Source organism: Candidatus Polarisedimenticolaceae bacterium (assembly GCA_036376135.1).
Lineage (GTDB): Bacteria > Acidobacteriota > Polarisedimenticolia > Polarisedimenticolales > DASRJG01 > DASVAW01.
Window position 1 is genome coordinate 1 of sequence record DASVAW010000113.1, and the last position, 17,120, is coordinate 17,120.

Annotated in this window: 10 protein-coding genes; 2 read left to right on the forward strand and 8 right to left on the reverse strand. The window is 70.9% G+C overall.

Annotation, left to right across the window (positions count from 1 at the left end):
* The first annotated feature begins 163 nt into the window (after window positions 1-163).
* Window positions 164-2,965, forward strand: coding sequence for a M23 family metallopeptidase (locus tag VF139_11335; GenBank protein HEX6851986.1), 2,802 nt, complete (start codon window positions 164-166; stop codon window positions 2,963-2,965).
* A gap of 22 nt (window positions 2,966-2,987) precedes the next feature.
* Here the strand turns inward: VF139_11335 and VF139_11340 are convergent, their stop codons facing one another.
* From VF139_11340 to VF139_11370, 7 genes are all read right to left on the reverse strand, one after another.
* A complete protein-coding gene (locus VF139_11340; protein ID HEX6851987.1) occupies window positions 2,988-6,278 on the reverse strand; it encodes a MopE-related protein in 3,291 nt (1,096 codons plus the stop codon).
* Window positions 6,279-6,398: 120 nt separating this feature from the next.
* Window positions 6,399-8,975, reverse strand: a complete 2,577-nt coding sequence (locus tag VF139_11345; GenBank protein HEX6851988.1) for a protein kinase — start codon at window positions 8,973-8,975, stop codon at window positions 6,399-6,401.
* A gap of 29 nt (window positions 8,976-9,004) precedes the next feature.
* A complete protein-coding gene (locus tag VF139_11350; protein HEX6851989.1) occupies window positions 9,005-10,000 on the reverse strand; it encodes an aldo/keto reductase in 996 nt (331 codons plus the stop codon).
* A gap of 9 nt (window positions 10,001-10,009) precedes the next feature.
* Complete coding sequence (locus VF139_11355; GenBank protein ID HEX6851990.1) at window positions 10,010-11,032, reverse strand: AraC family transcriptional regulator; 1,023 nt, start codon at window positions 11,030-11,032, stop codon at window positions 10,010-10,012.
* A gap of 7 nt (window positions 11,033-11,039) precedes the next feature.
* Window positions 11,040-12,116: an NAD(P)-dependent alcohol dehydrogenase gene (locus VF139_11360; protein ID HEX6851991.1), complete on the reverse strand. Its 1,077-nt coding sequence runs from the start codon at window positions 12,114-12,116 to the stop codon at window positions 11,040-11,042.
* 94 nt (window positions 12,117-12,210) lie between these two features.
* Window positions 12,211-12,597: a hypothetical protein gene (locus VF139_11365; protein ID HEX6851992.1), complete on the reverse strand. Its 387-nt coding sequence runs from the start codon at window positions 12,595-12,597 to the stop codon at window positions 12,211-12,213.
* 49 nt (window positions 12,598-12,646) lie between these two features.
* Entirely contained in the window at window positions 12,647-14,026 is a 1,380-nt protein-coding gene (locus VF139_11370) for a serine/threonine-protein kinase (protein ID HEX6851993.1), read from the reverse strand.
* A gap of 146 nt (window positions 14,027-14,172) precedes the next feature.
* Between VF139_11370 and VF139_11375 the strand changes: the two genes are divergently transcribed.
* Window positions 14,173-14,967: a GGDEF domain-containing protein gene (locus VF139_11375; protein ID HEX6851994.1), complete on the forward strand. Its 795-nt coding sequence runs from the start codon at window positions 14,173-14,175 to the stop codon at window positions 14,965-14,967.
* Window positions 14,968-15,126: 159 nt separating this feature from the next.
* Here VF139_11375 and VF139_11380 read toward each other — a convergent pair whose 3' ends face one another.
* Complete coding sequence (locus VF139_11380) at window positions 15,127-17,043, reverse strand: sigma 54-interacting transcriptional regulator (GenBank protein ID HEX6851995.1); 1,917 nt, start codon at window positions 17,041-17,043, stop codon at window positions 15,127-15,129.
* Between the last annotated feature and the right edge of the window lie 77 nt (window positions 17,044-17,120).

Below are 17,120 nucleotides of genomic sequence, written 5' to 3' on the forward strand. Positions count from 1 at the left end.
GAATTCCTTCAAGCTGAGCCCGCATCCTCGGCGGCCTTCCCCTCCCGTTGCAGTTCGGACATCGGGGCGGACGACGAGAACGCCCTCATGCGGTTGACTCCGGCGGGACGCGGTCCTTAACGTTGGTCCAGCTCCCCGCAAACCGTCCGGGAGGAGGTACCCCGTGAGGCCCTTGGTCGCCGTCGTGTTGTTGCTCACCTGCGCGTGCGCGCGCTCGACGCACCCGCCGAAACTGCTGCCCGCCGCGGACCCGGAAGTTTCGGGGGCCGGCCCGGTGCTCGCGCCGTCCGACCGGCGCGCGGAGCCCGTGGGCGCGCACGCCTCGGTGATCACCGAGCCCGCGGCATCGGACCTCGACGTGGTCGGCCACGGCCCCGAGGAGCGGGCGCTCATCGAGCACTACCCCCAGGCCAACGCCGCCGCCTTCCAGTTCCTCTTCCGTCGCGGCCGCTGCGCGGGGAACCCGGGAACCTGCCGCGGCGGCGCCGACGACGGTGCCTCCTGCGCCTCCGACGCCGACTGCGCGTCGGGGCCGCTCACCTTCACGGGCGGCGAGACCGAATACTTCGACGCCGACGGCAACTCCCTCGGCGTGCAGGCGTTCAACGCCGCCGAGTTCGACGAGGCCACCGGTCTCGACGACGTCGGCATCTGCAACGGCGACAACACGATCGCGTGCGCGAATCCCGGCGGCGACGACGCCGCCGCGTGCGGATCGACCGGCGACGACGCCTGCAACACGCGCCCCGCCGCGGGGTACGTCCCCGATCACGCCAGCTACCTCCTGCGAAACCCCAAGGAGATCGTCGCGCACAATCTCGTGCCGGCCGAAGCGGAGATCCGCATCTGCTTCGCCGAGTTCGACACGATGTCGGGGTGCGACCCGCTGATCGTGCGACAGGCCCTCGAGGAGTACCGCGTTCCGCCGGGCCAGACGTACGTCTACCCCCTGGGGAACCCCGACGAGGTGGGAGGCGTGATCCGCGTCAGCGTGGGGCACGAGCCGCCCACCCACCACCGAGGCGTGAACAACCAGCGCCACGCGTACGACATCGGCGTACGCGTCGGGGGGGACTCCGGCGTGGCCACCTCCTGCGCCGGCGGCACCTGCTCGGGCGGCGCCCGCGACGGCGACGCGTGCGCGGAGAACGGCGACTGCGTCGACAACGCGAACGCCTTCGTCTACGACGAGCCGATCCTCGCGATGGCCGACGGAACGATCGTCGCCATCCTCCACGACTACCCCGAGAACCCGAACCCGCCGGACAAGCTCCCGGGGGTCAACGGCTGCGACGTGCGTGCCTGCGGCAACACGCCGGACTGCGACGACCCGGCGGAGATCCCCACGACGGGGAACTCGGTCTTCATCGAATACGCCAACGGCGAGATCTCGCACTACGCGCACACGATCCCGGGCACGAACAACCACCTGGAGTGCGGCGACCCCGTCTCGCAGGGGGACGTCGTGGGCAACGTGGGGAACTCAGGGAACTCGACCGGTCCGCACCTCCACCACGGCTCGCTGACGCTCGCGGAGTTCTGGGACGGCGACAACTACAGCCTCCCCTCCTACTTCACGAACGTGGTGTTCGCGGCCGGGCCCGACCCGACCCCGCGGCGACAGCTCGACGTGGGCCTGACGTCGGGGCTCGAGTTCACCGTCACCACCGCCCCGGCACCGCTTCCGCCGAACGCGCCGGTCGGGCCGGGCGCCGTCGCCGAGTCCGAGCCGAACGACACGCTCGCGGGCCACGACGCCCTCACCTACCCGGCGACCGTCTCCGCGACGCTCGAGACGGCCCACGTCGGCGACCTCGCGGTCCGCGGCGACGGGGTCGAGGACGTCTATCGCATCGACGTGGCTTCCGCCGACGAGCTCCGGGTCGAGCTGGGCTGGCAGGACGGGGCGAGAAACCTCGACGTCTACCTCCTCACCGAGGACCTGCGCGTGCTCAACGAGACCGGGCAGGGTACGCGGCGCGCGGGAACCGAGGAAGCCGTCTGCCCCACCCTCGATCCCGGCGCCTACTACGTCATGGTGACGAACCTCGACACGACCAAGAGCGGGGACGAGCCGTACGAGCTCGGCGTCGCGAGCGACCCGCAGACGATCGCCGCGTCGATCACGAACGCGGTGCAGCCCGTCGAGGTCGACGGCTCGTGCGAGGCCGCCGTCGAGTTCAAGATCGCGATCCACGACAACTGCTGCCTTTCGGCGGACACCCTCGAGCCGCTCGTCGGCGCCGCCAACCCGACGGACAACCTGACCCTCGGTCCGGTCGAGCTCGACCCGCCGGCGTTCCTCGGACCGCGCGACGCGGAGATCACCGGACGCGTGCGCGTCTCGGGGCTCACGAGTTGTCCGGCCCAGGTCGTGGTCTACGCGCAGGCGCACGACTGCTCGGGAAACCTCGTCGCCACCGGCGACCAGGGCACCGACGCCTTCACCACCGTCGTCGACCTCATCCCGCCGCAGGTCGCGCCCGGCGATGCGGACCTGTACTGCCTGTGGCCCCCGAATCACAAATACGTCTGCTTCGAGCAGTCCGCGTTCGCGCCGACGATCACCGACAACTGCACGCCGTCCCCGACGTGGTCGTTCGACGCGTGCACCTCCGACCAGCCCGACGACGCCCCGGGCGGCGGCGGGCCGAACGGCGACGGTCACACGCGCAACGACTGCGTCGTCGGCGCCGGGGACGACGACGTCTGCGCCCGCGCGGAGCGGGCGGGAAGCGATCCGGAGGGGCGTCGGTACGCCCTCGACATCGCGTCCGCCGACGCCTGCGGGAACGTCTCGACGCCGACGATCATGGGGAACCTGTACGTCCCCCACGACAATAGCCCGCAGCTGTCCTGCGCGGCGCCGTCCGGGGCGCGTGCAGAGGGACCGACGACGCGCCGTCCCGAAAGGACGGGACGGGCGGCGACGGGCCGACAGCCGGCGGTGCGCGGGACGCGCTAGACCGTTCCCGGAAGGGATCGAGTCACGGGCACGGATGGTCGTTGGGGCGGGGACCGAGCGTTCCCGACCCCAGCGACCCTTCGCCGCCGCTCGCGACGCCGGTCACGAGCGAAAACGCGACCTCGCCGGGCGTCGGCTCGCTCGCCTCGGTTTCGGACGTCGAGGTGAGGCCGCAGCGACGGTCCGCGAGCGCATTCGATCCGGGCTCCTGCGTGTAGACGCCGGTCGCTTTCAACACGCCCAGGTCTCCGAGGTAGAGATTCCAGGACGTCGCGCCCTGTTCCGCCTGCCATTGGACGAGGTCCTTCGCCTCCCGCCACTCCCAGATGACGCCGTCGTCGAGGTCGCAGGCATCCCCCTCGTCGTCGCCGTCGCCGTCGGATTGGGGCGCGTTGGCATCGTAGGGGCAGTTGTCGCAGGCACCGGCGACGAGGTCGGCGTCCACGTCCACCCCCGCGGCCGTTTCGTCGACGCCGCCGCCGCAGTTGTCGTCGCGACCGTTGCAGACCTCGTTCGCGCCGGGATGGACGCTCGCGTCGCCGTCGTCGCAGTCGGCCGGGGCGGAGACGTACCCCGGCCGAATCGAGCCGTCACAACTCGGAAGGCTGTCGCCGGAATCCCCGAACCCGTCCCCGTCGGCGTCGCGGTAGAGGAGCCGTCCGTCGGGACACGCGCAGTACTCGCCACCGCTGTTCAGCGGATGGGCCCCGCCGGCGGTGCCTCCCCAGACGATCATCGTCGAGCCGGTCCACACCACCGTGTGCTCGGAACGCCCGGGCGGAATGTTGGCCGCCGTCGAGATCGGCGCCCACGCGTCGGTCGCGGGGTCGTAGCGACCGCCGCCGTTGGAGTAATACGGAGCGCCGTCGAGGCTCCCTCCCCAGACGATCATCTCCGAGCCCGTCCAGATCGCGGTGTGGTCGTGGCGCGCCGAAGGGGCGTTGGCGCCGCTCGAAACCGGTGTCCACGTGTCCGCGTCGGGGGAGTAGCAGCCGCCGTCCCCCAGTTCGACGTTGGGGTACGGGGTTCCCCTTCCGCCCCAGACGATCATCTCGGAACCGGTCCAGACCGCCGTGTGATATCGACGCGCCACGGGGACGTTGGCGCCCGTCGCCGTCGGCGTCCACGAATCGCCGGCCGGGTCGTAACGTCCGCCGGAGTCGAGGTAGTGACCGAAGTCGGCGTCCTCGCCGCCCCAGACGATCATCTCCGAGCCCGTCCATACCGCGGAATGGGCGTGGCGGGGCGCCGGCACGCCCGCCGCCGTGGACGTCGGAATCCATGCGTCGGTCGACGGGTTGTACCGGGCGCCGGAGTTCGACGGGACGTAGGCCGAGTCCCGCCCGCCCCAGACGACCATTTCGGAGCCTGTCCACACGGCGGAGTGCGCGCGACGCGCCGTCGGTGCGGCGTCGATCGGCACGGGGCGCCAGGCGTCGGTCATCGGGTCGTAGCGGGCACCCGTGGCAAGCACCTCCGCGACCGGCCAATCGGCGTACCCGCCCCACACGATCATCTCGGTTCCGCTCCACACGGCCGCGTGATCGGTGCGTAAGCTCGGCGCGTTCGCCCCCGAGGACGTGGGCACCCAGTTGGCGGTGGCAGGGTCGAAGCGACCGCCGTTGCCCAGGACGGAACTCCCCTGCCCTCCCCAGACGATCATCTCGGAGCCGGTCCAGACGGCCGACTGCCCGTAACGCTCCTGAGGCACCGAAGCGGCGGTCGACGTCGGGATCCACGAGTCCGTGGAGGGAGCGTAGCGGCCGCCCGTATTCGTGTGCCCGCTGCCGCCCCAGACGATCAGCTCCCGACCTGTCCAGACGGCGGTGTGGGAGCGACGCGCGGTGGGCGTTCCCTGCCCCGTCGAAGTCGGCGTCCAGGCGTCGAGGACGGGGTCGTAGCCCCCCCCGGAGTTGGTCGCGGTGTTGCTCGCGACCTCTCCGCCCCAGACGAGCATCTCCGAGCCGGTCCACGCCGCGACGTGGGCATAGCGGGCGGACGGGAGATTCGCTCCCGTCGACGTTGCGGTCCAGGTATCGGAGGCCGGATCGTAGCGCGCTCCGCTGTTCAGGTTGGGCCCGTTGAATCCCCCCCACACGATCATCCGGGAACCCGTCCAGACGGCGGTGTGGAACGCTCGAGCGGCGGGTGCTCCCGCGGCCGAGGAGGTCGCGATCCACGTGTCGGTCGTCGGGTCGTAGCGGCCGCCCGATCGCTCGTAAACGCTCGCCGTGCTCCTGCCGCCCCAGACGATCATCTCGGAGCCGGTCCACACCGCCGTATGGAGGGTGCGTTGGATCGGTGCTCCCACCGTCGACGTCGCGGCCCACGTGTTGGTCGAGGGGTCGTAGCGACCGCCGCTGTTCGCGTACGACGTGGCACCGATCTCCCCGCCCCAAACGATCATCTCGGAGCCGGTCCAGACGGCGCTGTGACGGCTCCGGCCCGCAGGAAGGCCGGCCCCCATCGCCGTCGGGGTCCAGGTCTCGGTCGTCGGGTTGTAGCGACCGCCGGTATTGAGGTAGTAGGGCGAGTTTCTGCCGTACCCACCCCAGACGATCATCTCCGTCCCCGTCCACACGGCCGTCGCGTCCTCCCGCCCCTGAGGGGTGAGGACCCCGATCGGCGTCGGAACCCACGTGTCGGTCGACGGGTTGTAGCGGCCACCGGCCTGCACGTGGGAGGTCCCGGTGGAGCCTCCCCAGACGATCAGTTCCGAGCCGGTCCACACCGCCACATGCGAGATCCGTCCCGTCGGGACGTTGCCGCCGGTGCCGATCCACGTGTCGGGCTCGCAGGCGCCGCTGGCGAGCGCGGGGAGGGTGTACGCGAACGAGGGGACTTCGAGTTCGAACGAGGCGTCGGGTGAACGACCGATCGCGTCGCCTGCGCTCCACTCCCGGAACAATCGATCCACCAGCGTCGGCCGCGCGAGTGTTTCCGCGATGCGGGCCGGGTCGTTGCCCAACGCTTCGAACAGAGCCCGCAGCGTCTCCGGCGCGCGCGAGTCCCTCGCCATCCGATCCATCTCCGCCTGGAGCTGCTCGCCCGTGATCGGCCGCTGCCAGCGCGTCGCAAGGGCGGACGACTTTCGAAGGTAGTCCTCCACGCGCGCCCGTATCGCGGCATCGGAGAGGACCGCGGCAAGCGGCGGCTTGGGTAGGGGGTTCTCGGCCGGCCAGATCCGCCGGCTCCAGTAGACCTGCTCGATGGCCCGCTGCGCGGCGACACGGTCCTCGACGGTGATTTCCGCCGCCGATGCGCCGAAAGACAGGGCGAAGCACCCGACGGCCGCCAGGAACGGGGGGGTCATGCCATGGAATATTCGCTGGGGCTCGAGGAGTGTCAACGAACACTGCTCAAGCCGGTGCGCTCCGGCGCATTGGCGGGCAAGTACACTCGATCGAGGCTCAGGAGCGCGCCCGACTCCCCCTCAGCGCAACCCGCCGACGACGTACAGATCGGTCAGCAGCTTGGAGGTGGAGAGCGCCCAGTACTTCCCGTTCGGCGTGATCGTCGGGGCGACGATGCGAACCCCCGCGGCGTCGTTTGGGGCGATGGTGGTCCAGGGGACCCGGCGCCCGGTCGCGAGATCGAGCTTTTCGATCTCGATCGGAATGCCGGGCGCGCTCACGAACAGCCCCGTTCCGTCTTCGGTGAAGGCGAGGGGCTGGTCCCCCGCGCGCCAGCCGGGGATCGCGATCGGCTCGCCGCCGTCGACGGGCCAGCGCATCGGTGTTCCGCCGGCGTCCTGCAGCACGACGAGCCGGCCGTCCGGCGACACCGGCGGACAGCCGAAGTACTCCGACTGGATCCCGGGACGTCCGAACGGGTGCGAGGCGCCGGTGGTCACGTCGATCACGAAGGCGCGGGTCGGCTCGTCGCCGCGGCGCGCGACGGTCACGATCCGCCGTCCGTCGCGAAGCCAGGCCGGGAGCCCCTCGTAGCGCAGCCCCTCGGGATTCGGGATCGCGCGCGTCGCTCCCATGCCCACCGGAGAGACCGACAACACCCGCGCGTCGGCCGAGGACACGAGGGCCTCCGTTCCGTCCGGGGAGAGCTGAAGCACGTCCCCCGTGCTGAGCCGGAGCGCCCCCGCGCGATCGGCGCGAACGGCGAACCCTTCGTATTCCTTGGTCGCGTGGCTCGCGACCGCGGCGACGCGACCGTCGTCGGAGATGGAGCGGGACAACGAGGCCTCGGCGGGGACGATCAGCGCCCGAGGCTGGCTCCATCCGGACAGCAGCGCGTCCACGCCGCGCTCGTTCCGGTGGCTTCCGATCAGGACGCGTCCGTCGGCGGCGATGTCGAAGAGCTCGATCGGCGTCAGGCTCGTCCATACGACGCGTTTCCCGCCGTCGAGGGTGCAGGCGCCCAACACCAGCCCCTCGTCCCCGGGAACGCCGGTGTACCAGACCTCCCGACCGGCGGGAGTCCACGCCACCCCACGGATCGAGGCGAAGTCGGAAGCCAGCGTCGTCTTCTTCCCGGCGCGGTCCACGACGGCGAGGTCCCCGCGGTCGTCGGCCCAGACGGGATGGTCCGTGAACGCGACCCGCGCTCCGTCGGGGGAGATGCGGATGTCCGCGATGTACCCGGCGGTCTTGTACAGCACGTTGCCGACCGGGTACTCCAGCTGCTCCAGCCCTTCGACGCGCCGCACGATCGCGAGCTCCGAGCCGTCCGGAGACCAGTCCGCCGCGCGCACGCGCTCGACGAGCTCGCGCGGCGTCCCGCCGAGGAGCGCCGTTCGGGCGAGCGTCCCCTCCCCCATCCACCCGCTGTAGGCGAGGCCGAGCGCGATCGCGAGCTCCCCCGACTTCGAGACCGAGAGGAGCTCGGCGGGAGCGACCGCGATGGGGGTCGACTCCGGGGAGTCGGTCCGCGCGAGGTAGAGCGCGACCGGCGGGCCTCCCCACGCGGCGCCGTAGACGATCGTCCGGCCGTCGGAGGTGAACCGCGCGGAACGCATCATCCCGCGTGCGAAGGTGACGCGCTGGAAGGTCAGCTCCGCCTCGGTCGCGGGGGCCGCGCCCCGTCGCGCGGCGAGGAACCCGCCGACCGCGGCGAGCGCGATCGCGACGACGGCGATCGCCGCGAGGAGCGGCAGGCGCGAGCGACGCCCGGAGGGGACGGGCCGCACCGGGCCGGTGCGGGCGTCCTCCGGATTGTCGTCGAGCAGCAGGCTCGCGTCCCCCGCGTCGCGCAGCCGCCGGCGCGCGTCCTTCTCGAGGCAGCGGCGCAGGAGCCTGCGCACGGGGACCGGACACGACGCGGGGAGTTTCTCCCAGTCGGGCTCGCCGGTCACGATCGCCGCGAGGACGTCGGTGACGGTCGGGCCGTCGAAGGCCTTCCGGCCCGAGAGCATCTCGAACAGGACGCAGCCGAAGGCCCAGAGGTCGGTGCGGCGGTCGACGGCCTGGCCTCGCGCCTGCTCGGGGCTCATGTACGACGCGGTGCCGAGGATCATCCCCGCTTCGCTTCCCGCCGACGTGACGGTCGCCGTCTGCCCGGAGACCGGCCCGGAGCTCTCGAGCGCCTTGGCCAGGCCGAAGTCGAGGACCTTGATCTGGCCCTCGGGGGTGCGCTTGACGTTGGCGGGCTTGAGGTCGCGATGCACGACGCCGCGGTCGTGCGCCGCTTCGAGGGCGGCGGCGATCTGCCGCGCCGCGTCGAGCGCCTCGCGCGCGGGGAGCGGCCCCCGTTTCAGGATCGCCGCGAGGTCCTCCCCCTCGACCATCTCCATCGCCAGGAAGCGGACGCCGTCCACGTCGTGGAAGCCGTAGATCGCCGCGATGTTCGGGTGGTTGAGCGAGGCCAGGACCTTGGCCTCGCGCTCGAACCGCGCGACGCGGTCCGGGTCCCGCTCGAAGGCGGGCGGCAGCACCTTGATCGCGACCTCGCGGTCGAGCGTGGTGTCCGTCGCCCGCCACACCTCACCCATCCCTCCCTCGCCGATCGGCTCGACGAGGCGGAACTGGAGGAGCGGGAGTCCGGGTGCGAGCGGCACGACGGCGGAGTCTAACGCGGAGCGGTCGCTCAGCGGCCGGTCATCCGCTCCAGGCTCTCCGGGTACCGCGCGCCCTGCACCGTGAGCCGCGACGCGGCCCGCTCCAGCTCCCGCAGATCCTCCGCTCCCAGCTCCATCGCGGCGGCTCCGAGATTCTCCTCGAGGCGATCCAGCTTCCGCGTGCCCGGGATCGGCACGATCCACGGCTTCTGCGCGAGCAGCCACGCGAGCGCCACCTGCGCGGGCGTCGCCCCGCTGCGCGACGCGATCCGGGCGAGGAGGTCGACGAGGGCCTGGTTGGCCTTTCGCGCCTCCGGCGTGAAGCGAGGGAGGTTGTTCCGGAAATCGGATCCGTCGAACGTCGTCTTCTCGTCGATCTTCCCCGTGAGGAAGCCCCGCCCGAGCGGGCTGTAGGGAACGAAGCCGATGCCGAGCTCCTCGAGGGTGGGCAACACTTCGGCTTCCGGGCCTCGCGTCCACAGCGAGTACTCGCTCTGCAGCGCCGTGACCGGCTGGACGGCGTGGGCGCGGCGGATCGTCGCCGGCCCCGCCTCCGAGAGGCCGAAGTGCCGCACCTTTCCCTCCCGGATCAGGTCCTTGACCGCCCCCGCCACGTTCTCGATCGGGATCTCCGGATCGACGCGGTGCTGGTAGAAGAGGTCGAGGGCCTCGACCTTCAGGCGCCGGAGCGAGGCCTCGGCGACCTCCTTGATGTGCGCCGGCCGGCTGTCGAGGCCCGACCACTGCGGCCCGCCGTTCGGGTCGAGCTTGAACCCGAACTTCGTCGCGATGACGACCCGGCCTCGGAACGGAGCGAGCGCCTCGCCGACGAGCTCCTCGTTCGTGAACGGCCCGTAGACCTCCGCGGTGTCGAAGAACGTGACGCCGCGTTCCACCGCCGCACGGAGCAGCGCGATCATCTCCTTCCGGTTCGCGGCGGGCCCGTAGCCGAAGCTCATCCCCATGCAGCCGAGACCGACGGCCGAGACCTCGAGGTCGCTCCGGCCGAGTTGACGCGTCCTCACGGTTTCTCCTTACGGGGTCGCGCCCCGTGAGCGCGCCGGGCGGGCATGCCTTGCACGCCAGGCGCCCGGCGAGCTGCCTTCCCAATGCTGGAACGCCCGGAAGAACGAATGGGCGTCCTCGTAACCGAGCAGATAGGCGGTTTCGTTCAGCTCCAGCTTCGACTGCGAGAGATAGTGGCGGGCCAGCTCGCGGCGCGACTCCCGGACCAGCTGCTGGAACGTCTTGTTCTCCTCGCCCAGCCTGCGCTGCAGCGTCCGGGCGCTCAGGCGCAGTTCCCGCGCGACGTCGCCGATCCCCGGCCGCTTCCCGGCGAGCAGTCGTTTCAGGACTCCCTTGACCTGGTCGCCGATCGCCTCCCCGGCGAGGTCTTGCGACAGCTCCCGCTCGAGCTGGGGCGCGATCGACGCGAACAGGTCCGCGTTGTGGGTGAGAAAGGGCCGGTCGAGGTCCGCCTTGGCGAACACGATCGCGTTCCGGCGGGCCCCGAACTCCACCGGGCAGCCGAAATGCTGCTCGTACATCCGGCGGTTTCGGACGGCCCCCTGCAGCTCGATCCGCTTCGGGCGGACGAGCCCGCCGGTTCCCCGCCGGGCGATCCCCACGACCCACGCGAAGCAGACGTCCACCAGGATCGGCGGCTCCGACTCCTCGGCGAGCAGGAACCGGAACCGCACACGGCACTCTTCTCCCCGCGTGACCGCGTCGATCGCCTCCGGGCAGGTCAGCTGCTTGTAACGCGCCAGGCGCTCCAGCGCGTCCCGGAACGAGCGCGCCGACACGGCGGCGAGGGCGATCGGGTCGTACCGCTCGACACGATCCTCGGTCCCGAGCCGGAGCCCGATCGCCGGATCGCGGCTGGACTCCGCGATCCCCCGGTAGAGCGCGAAGAACTCCTCCGTGCTCACCAGCGCCTTCTCCTGGCGGAGGGTCTGCGGCGGAAGTCCGGCGCGGCGCGCCAGCTCCGCGGGGGCCACCCCGATCTCCTCGAGCTTGCGCGCGAGATTGCCGGAGACGCGGAACCGCCGGATCACGGCGCGCCTACCGGAGGGTCGCCATGTCGATGACGAAGCGGTACTTCACGTCCCCCTTCAGCATCCTCTCGTAGGCCTCGTTGATCTTCTGGATGGGGATGACCTCGACGTCGGAGGTGATCCCGCGCTCCGCGCAGAAGTCCAACATCTCCTGGGTCTCCCGGATGCCGCCGATGAGCGAGCCCGCGAGGCGCTTGCGCCCGAAGATGAGGTCGATCGCCCCGACCGGAAGCGGCGTCTCGGGCGCACCCACGAGAGTCATCGTCGCGTCGCGCTTGAGGAGGCCGAGGTACGGATTCACTTCATAGGGCGCCGACACGGTCCCCAGGATGAAGTCGAACGTCCCCGCGTGTTTCGCCATCGCCTCGGCGTCCCTGGACACCACGACCTCGTGCGCGCCCAGCCGGATCGCGTCCTGCGTCTTCCCGGGCGACGTCGTGAAGACCACGACCCGCGCGCCGAAGGCGTTCGCGAACTTCACCGCCATGTGTCCCAGCCCGCCCAGGCCGACGATCCCGACCTTCTGTCCCTCGCGGACGTTCCAGTGCCGCAGGGGCGAATACGTCGTGATGCCCGCGCAAAGGAGCGGCGCGACCCCGGCCAGGTTCGTGCGGTCCGACACCCGCAGGACGAAGTCCTCGTCCACGACGACGCTGTTGGAGTAACCGCCGTAGGTCGTCCCCCCCAGAACCACGTCGGGGGCGTTGTACGTGAAGGTCGCCGGACCCTGGCAGAACTGCTCCAATCCGTCGCGGCACGAGGGGCAGGTGCGGCAGGAATCGACGAGGCAGCCGACCGCCGCGAGATCCCCTTCCTTGAATCGGCCGACGGCGCTCCCCGCCTTCGTGACCCGGCCGACGATCTCGTGCCCCGGCACGCAGGGGTAGGTGGTCGGCATGTGCCCTTCCCACTCGTTGCGGACCTGGTGCAGGTCGGAGTGGCAGACCCCGCAGTAGAGGATCTCGATCCGAACGTCCCTGGGCCCCGGCTCGCGGCGCGGGATCGTCACCCGGGCCAGCGGAGAGCGTGCGTCGGCGGCGGCATACGCTCCGGTTTCGTACGATTTCGGCGCGGTCGTGCTCATCGCGGTCCTCCTTGAAGTCGCAGGGATTGTGGACCTCGGGAGGGAGCCCGGCATTAGCAGAACGCGCCAATGTGGTGGCAGAAGGCGCCACGGCTCAACCGGGCCGGTCCCCGCGGGCCTCCAGGTGACTCAGCAACAGGGCGAGCGCCCGATGGTCCGAGCCGGACGCGGGGGTGAACTCCGCTCCGCAGACCGTCCCCGCGGCGAATTCGCTCGTGACGTGAGCCACCCGGAGACTTCCCGTGACGCACGCGTCACCGACCTGAAGCCTCGCGCCGTCGATGGTCATTCCGACCGTGACGGACGGTTCCTCGTTCTCGAGACCGAAGCAGATGCCGCCGTTGCTGAGCTCGAGCAGGCTCAGGCGCCAGCGAGAACCGTCCGCGAGACCGAACTCGACGTACGCCTGCTCCGCGTGCCCGGGCCGATAACGCACCGCGCGGCGTTTGCAGGAGTTGGCGAACTGTGGCCCGCGGTTCAACGAAGGGCCCCCTTTCGGCCTCCACGACGCCACCGCGCCGATGCGGCGGCTACTCCGAGCCTTCCTCGAACGTCAGCGCGTCGCCCTTGAATCGGATGCGGAACTCGATCCCCTCGGCGCGAGGGAGCCTGACGGTCCAGGGGTCCGAACGGTAGATCCGGCCGTCCTCTCCGATCACCCTCGCCCGGAGCGTGTGCTGGCCGGCCGGGGCCTCCAGGGGATCCCACGTCGTCGTCTGCAGGATGGTGACTCTCGATTTCGAGAATTCCTCGTCGAGGATCGGCGCACCGTCCAGGGAGACGACGAGCCGGCCCCGGCGCACGCGGTGGACGAGGCTGATCGTGACCTTCGCCTTGGGGACGGACGGCCGGGTCGAGGGGACGACCGGAACGGGGTTCGGAACGGGTGCCGGAACGGGGGTCGCGAGCGGAACCGCCGGACGGGACGACGGCCCCTCGACGACCGGCGCGCCCCGTTCTCCGTTCGAATCGTTCAGGAAGGCCAGGGCGACGAGCGCGGTCGCGCCGAGGACTCCCCAGGGAGCGAGTTGCCGTCCGCTCCAGGCGCGGACCCGCGCGGGGGAGCGGGCACGGCCTGCGCCCGTGAGACATGCCGCCAACGCCTCGTGGAATTCCCTTCCACTCGCGAAACGGTCGGCGGGCTCCTTGGCCAGTGCCCGTTCCGCCACGGCGTCGAGCGCCTGGGGCAACCTCGGGTTGACCTTGCTGATCGGCAGGGGCTGCGCATAGGCGATGGCGTGCGCCAGCGTCACCGCATCCGTCCCTTCGAACGGCTTCCTGCCCGCGAGAATCTCGTAACTCAGCACGCCCAGGGAGAACACGTCGGCTCTCGCATCGAGAGTCCTGCCGTTCACCTGCTCGGGCGACATGTAGGCGGGCGTGCCGACGTCTCTCATGTCCTGGGTCAGCGTCGAGGTGGCGACGTGCGTGATGCCGAAGTCGACGAGCTTGACGGTGCCTTTGTCGGTCAGAAGGACGTTCGAGGGCTTGACGTCCCGGTGAATGAGGCCCTGGGCGTGCGCGGCATCCAGACCCGAGGCGATCTGACCGATGATCTCGACCGCTCGCTCGACCTCGAGACCGTCGCCGCCCAGCAGGCTCTCGAGACTCGGGCCGGAGACGTACTCCATGACGATGTACATCTCGCCGGTGTCGTAGTCCTCCCCGACGTCGAAGATCCGGATGATGTTCGGATGATCGATGCTGCCCGCGCTCTCGGCCTCACGTCGGAATCGCTCGCGGGCGACCGCGACCTGCTGCGGGGTCATCGCCCGGGTCGCATGGAGGACTTTGACCGCGACGGTCCGCTGGATGAGGGGGTCTTCCGCGCGGTAGACGATGCCCATCGCTCCCCGCCCGACGGGGTCGTGGAGTACGTAGCGGCCGATCCTCCGTTCCGTCGTCGGCACTTTCGTTACGTCCCTCCGGATTCCGCTGCTGAAATATGGGCGCACGGGTAAAAAAACCCACCCGCACGCCGGCGGTGCGACACCCGAACCACCCCGCAACCCCCGGTTTGACGAAGGCGGCCCTCGGATCCAGATTCCGTCCCGCCATGAACGAAGCGAGGTCGTCGCTGCTTCCCGTGCCGGTCGGGGCGCTGGTCGGCGTGGTGCCCGCCCTGCTCGCGGCCGGTTTCGCGCCGGGCGCGTGGACGTTCCTGGCGCTCGCGGGCACCACGATCGCGACGACGACGTTCCTGTCCGGCGCTCGGCGTCGCGCCCGCCAGCTGGCCGCGACGGAGGGCCGTGCCCTGCACCTTCAATCGGCCACATCGTCCGCCGAGGCCCGAATGGCCATGCTGGAAGCGAAGCTGCGCGAGACGGCGAGCCATGACGAGACGACGGGCGTTCTCAACCGGCGCACGTTCCTGACCCGCCTGGACGAGGCGATCCAGCGCGACGCGCGCCTGCAGAAGCCGATGGCCCTCCTCCTGATCGACATCGACGGCTTCCGGAAGATCAACGCCGAAGGCGGGCGGCTGATCGGGGACCGGGTGCTGCGCGCGGTGGGACGGTCGATCCAGGCCTCGACTCGCGGTACCGACTTCGTCGGCCGGGTCGGTGGCGACGAGTTCGCGGTCCTGCTCGCGGAGTGTCTCGATCCGGGCCCCGCGGTCGATCGGCTGTTCGTGGCGCTCCACGGCGAGACGACCGTCGAAGAGGCACCCCTGCCGATCCGGGTCAGCGTCGGCACGGTGACGATCGAGGAGCCGCACTTCGGCGTGGACCCGGTCGAGTTGTTCCGCCTCGCGGAGGAAGCGCTCTCGTCCGTGCGCGTTGCGGGCGGCGGCCTGTGCGGCAGGCGCGACTACCGGCCCGCGAGTCGTCGACCGGTCGTGACGACCTAGCGCCGCCGCCCTCGCACCCGCCCGATGCCCGTCAGGGCGGCGAGGGCCAGCAGATCCGCCCAGATCAGCACGTCCCCGGTGCGCGCGCGGTGCGCCTCGACGTCGCCGCGGCGAGAAGGGCGCGGGAGAGCGCCTGATCCGCGTCCCCCTCCCGGGCGGTCAGCCTTTGCCGGGACGAACGATGGCGAGCGCCTTCATCCGCGACTTGAACGTCGAAGGGCTGACGGCGAGTAGCTCCGCCGCCCCGTTTGCGCCGCCGATGCGCCAGCCGGCGCGGTGGAGCGCGGCGATCATGTTGTCGCGCTCGACCCGGCGCATCTGCGTCTCGGTGAGGATCTCCTCCGGAACCGCCGGCACGTCGCGCCGGGCGCCGGCGGCCGGCTCGGCCGCGCCGGGAAGCGTCTCCTGGAGTCGCAGCCCCCCGTCCGGGGAGGTGATGAGCGCACGCTCGATCACGTTGCGCAGCTCGCGCACGTTCCCGGGCCAGGCATACGACTTGAGCGCGCTCGCATCCGCCTGGGACAGGGGCGCGACCCGCTTTCCCAGATCGCGCGCCAGTTTCCGCGCCATCGTCTCGGCGAGCACGAGCACGTCGTCGCCGCGCTCGCGCAGCGACGGCAGTCGCAGCGGAAACACGTTCAGCCTGTAGAACAGGTCCTCGCGGAACGTGCCGTCGCGCACGTCGCGCTCCAGGTCGCGGTTCGTGGCTGCCACCACGCGGACGTCGACCTTGCGTACGCGCGAGGCTCCGACCGGCTCGAACTCCCCCTCCTGGAGCACGCGCAGGAGCTTCCCCTGAAGCTCGAGCGGCAGTTCGCCGATCTCGTCGAGGAAGATCGTCCCCCCGTCGGCGAGCGCGAATCGCCCGTCGCGCCGCTGCGTCGCCCCGGTGAACGCTCCCCTCTCGTGTCCGAAGAACTCGCTCTCCATGAGCGTCGCGGGGATCGCCGCGCAATTGACCTTGATGAGCGGCTTCGCCGCGCGGGCGCTGCGCTTGTGGATCGCCCGCGCGAAGAGCTCCTTGCCGGTCCCGGTCTCGCCGAGGATCAGGACCGTCGCGTCCGTGGGCCCCACCTGCGCGACCCCCTTGAGCGCGGCGCGCAGGGCCGGGCTCGTGCCGATGATCTCGTCGAAGCCGTGGTCGGCCTCGATCTCCTGCCGCAGGTACTCCGCCTCGGCGGCGAGGGATCGAATCGTCCGCTCCGCCTCGACGCGATCGTCGATGTTGCGCAGGATGAGCGTGTAGAACGGCTTGCCCCCCATCTCGAAGCGGGAGAGCGTCGCCTCCGCGGGGAACGGGTTCCTTCCCAAAGGCTCGGCGGTGAGTCCGTCCGGAATCCACAGATGGCGCTCGCCCCCCTGGCGGCGCGCCAGCTCCTGCGCGAGCGTCTCGAGCTTCCGGGTCGCCGCGCCCCCGAGCAGCCGCTCCACCCCGTGTCCGCGCAGGCGCTCGGCCGGCTCCCGGAACGTCCTCTCGGTCGCCGCGTTGACCAGCGTGATGCGCATGTCGCCGTCGAGCTCGACGATGGCGTCCATCGCGCTGTCGATGAGCCGGCTCAGCTTCTCCTGCCGGTCCCTGAGGTCGTTCTCGAGACGCAGCCGACGCATCTCCGCGAGCGCGCGATTGGCGAAGATCTCGAAGAGCGGCACGAGCCCCTTCTCGGCGGGCATCGGTCGCACGTCCACCACCGCGACGTGTCCGAGCACCTTGCGCTCGGTGGAAAGCAGCGGCGCGCCCAGGTAGCTGACGACCCCCGCTCCCCGTATGGGCTCCGCATTGGGATAGAGGCCGAGGATCCGGTCCGGGATGTGGACGAGACGGGTTTCCTTGATCGCCGTTTCGCACGGCGTCCCCGCGATGGCGTACTGGAAGTCCTCGATCCACGTTCCGCCGAACCAGAACGCGAGCGCTCGGAGGCGCTCGGTGTCCTCGTCGTACGCCGTCACCCACGCGCCGTGCGTGTCGAGCGCCCGGGCCAGATTCTGGGACAGCGCCCGGAAGAACGCGGTCCCGGTCTCGGACGCGGTCCCCTCGACGACGGCGCGCAGCGTGCTTTCCTCGTCGAGCCGCCGCATTCGTCGGATCCTACCAGAACGCCCGTTCCAGCGACGAAATCTCGTCGAATCCGCGTCGAGATCTCGTCGCCGACGGG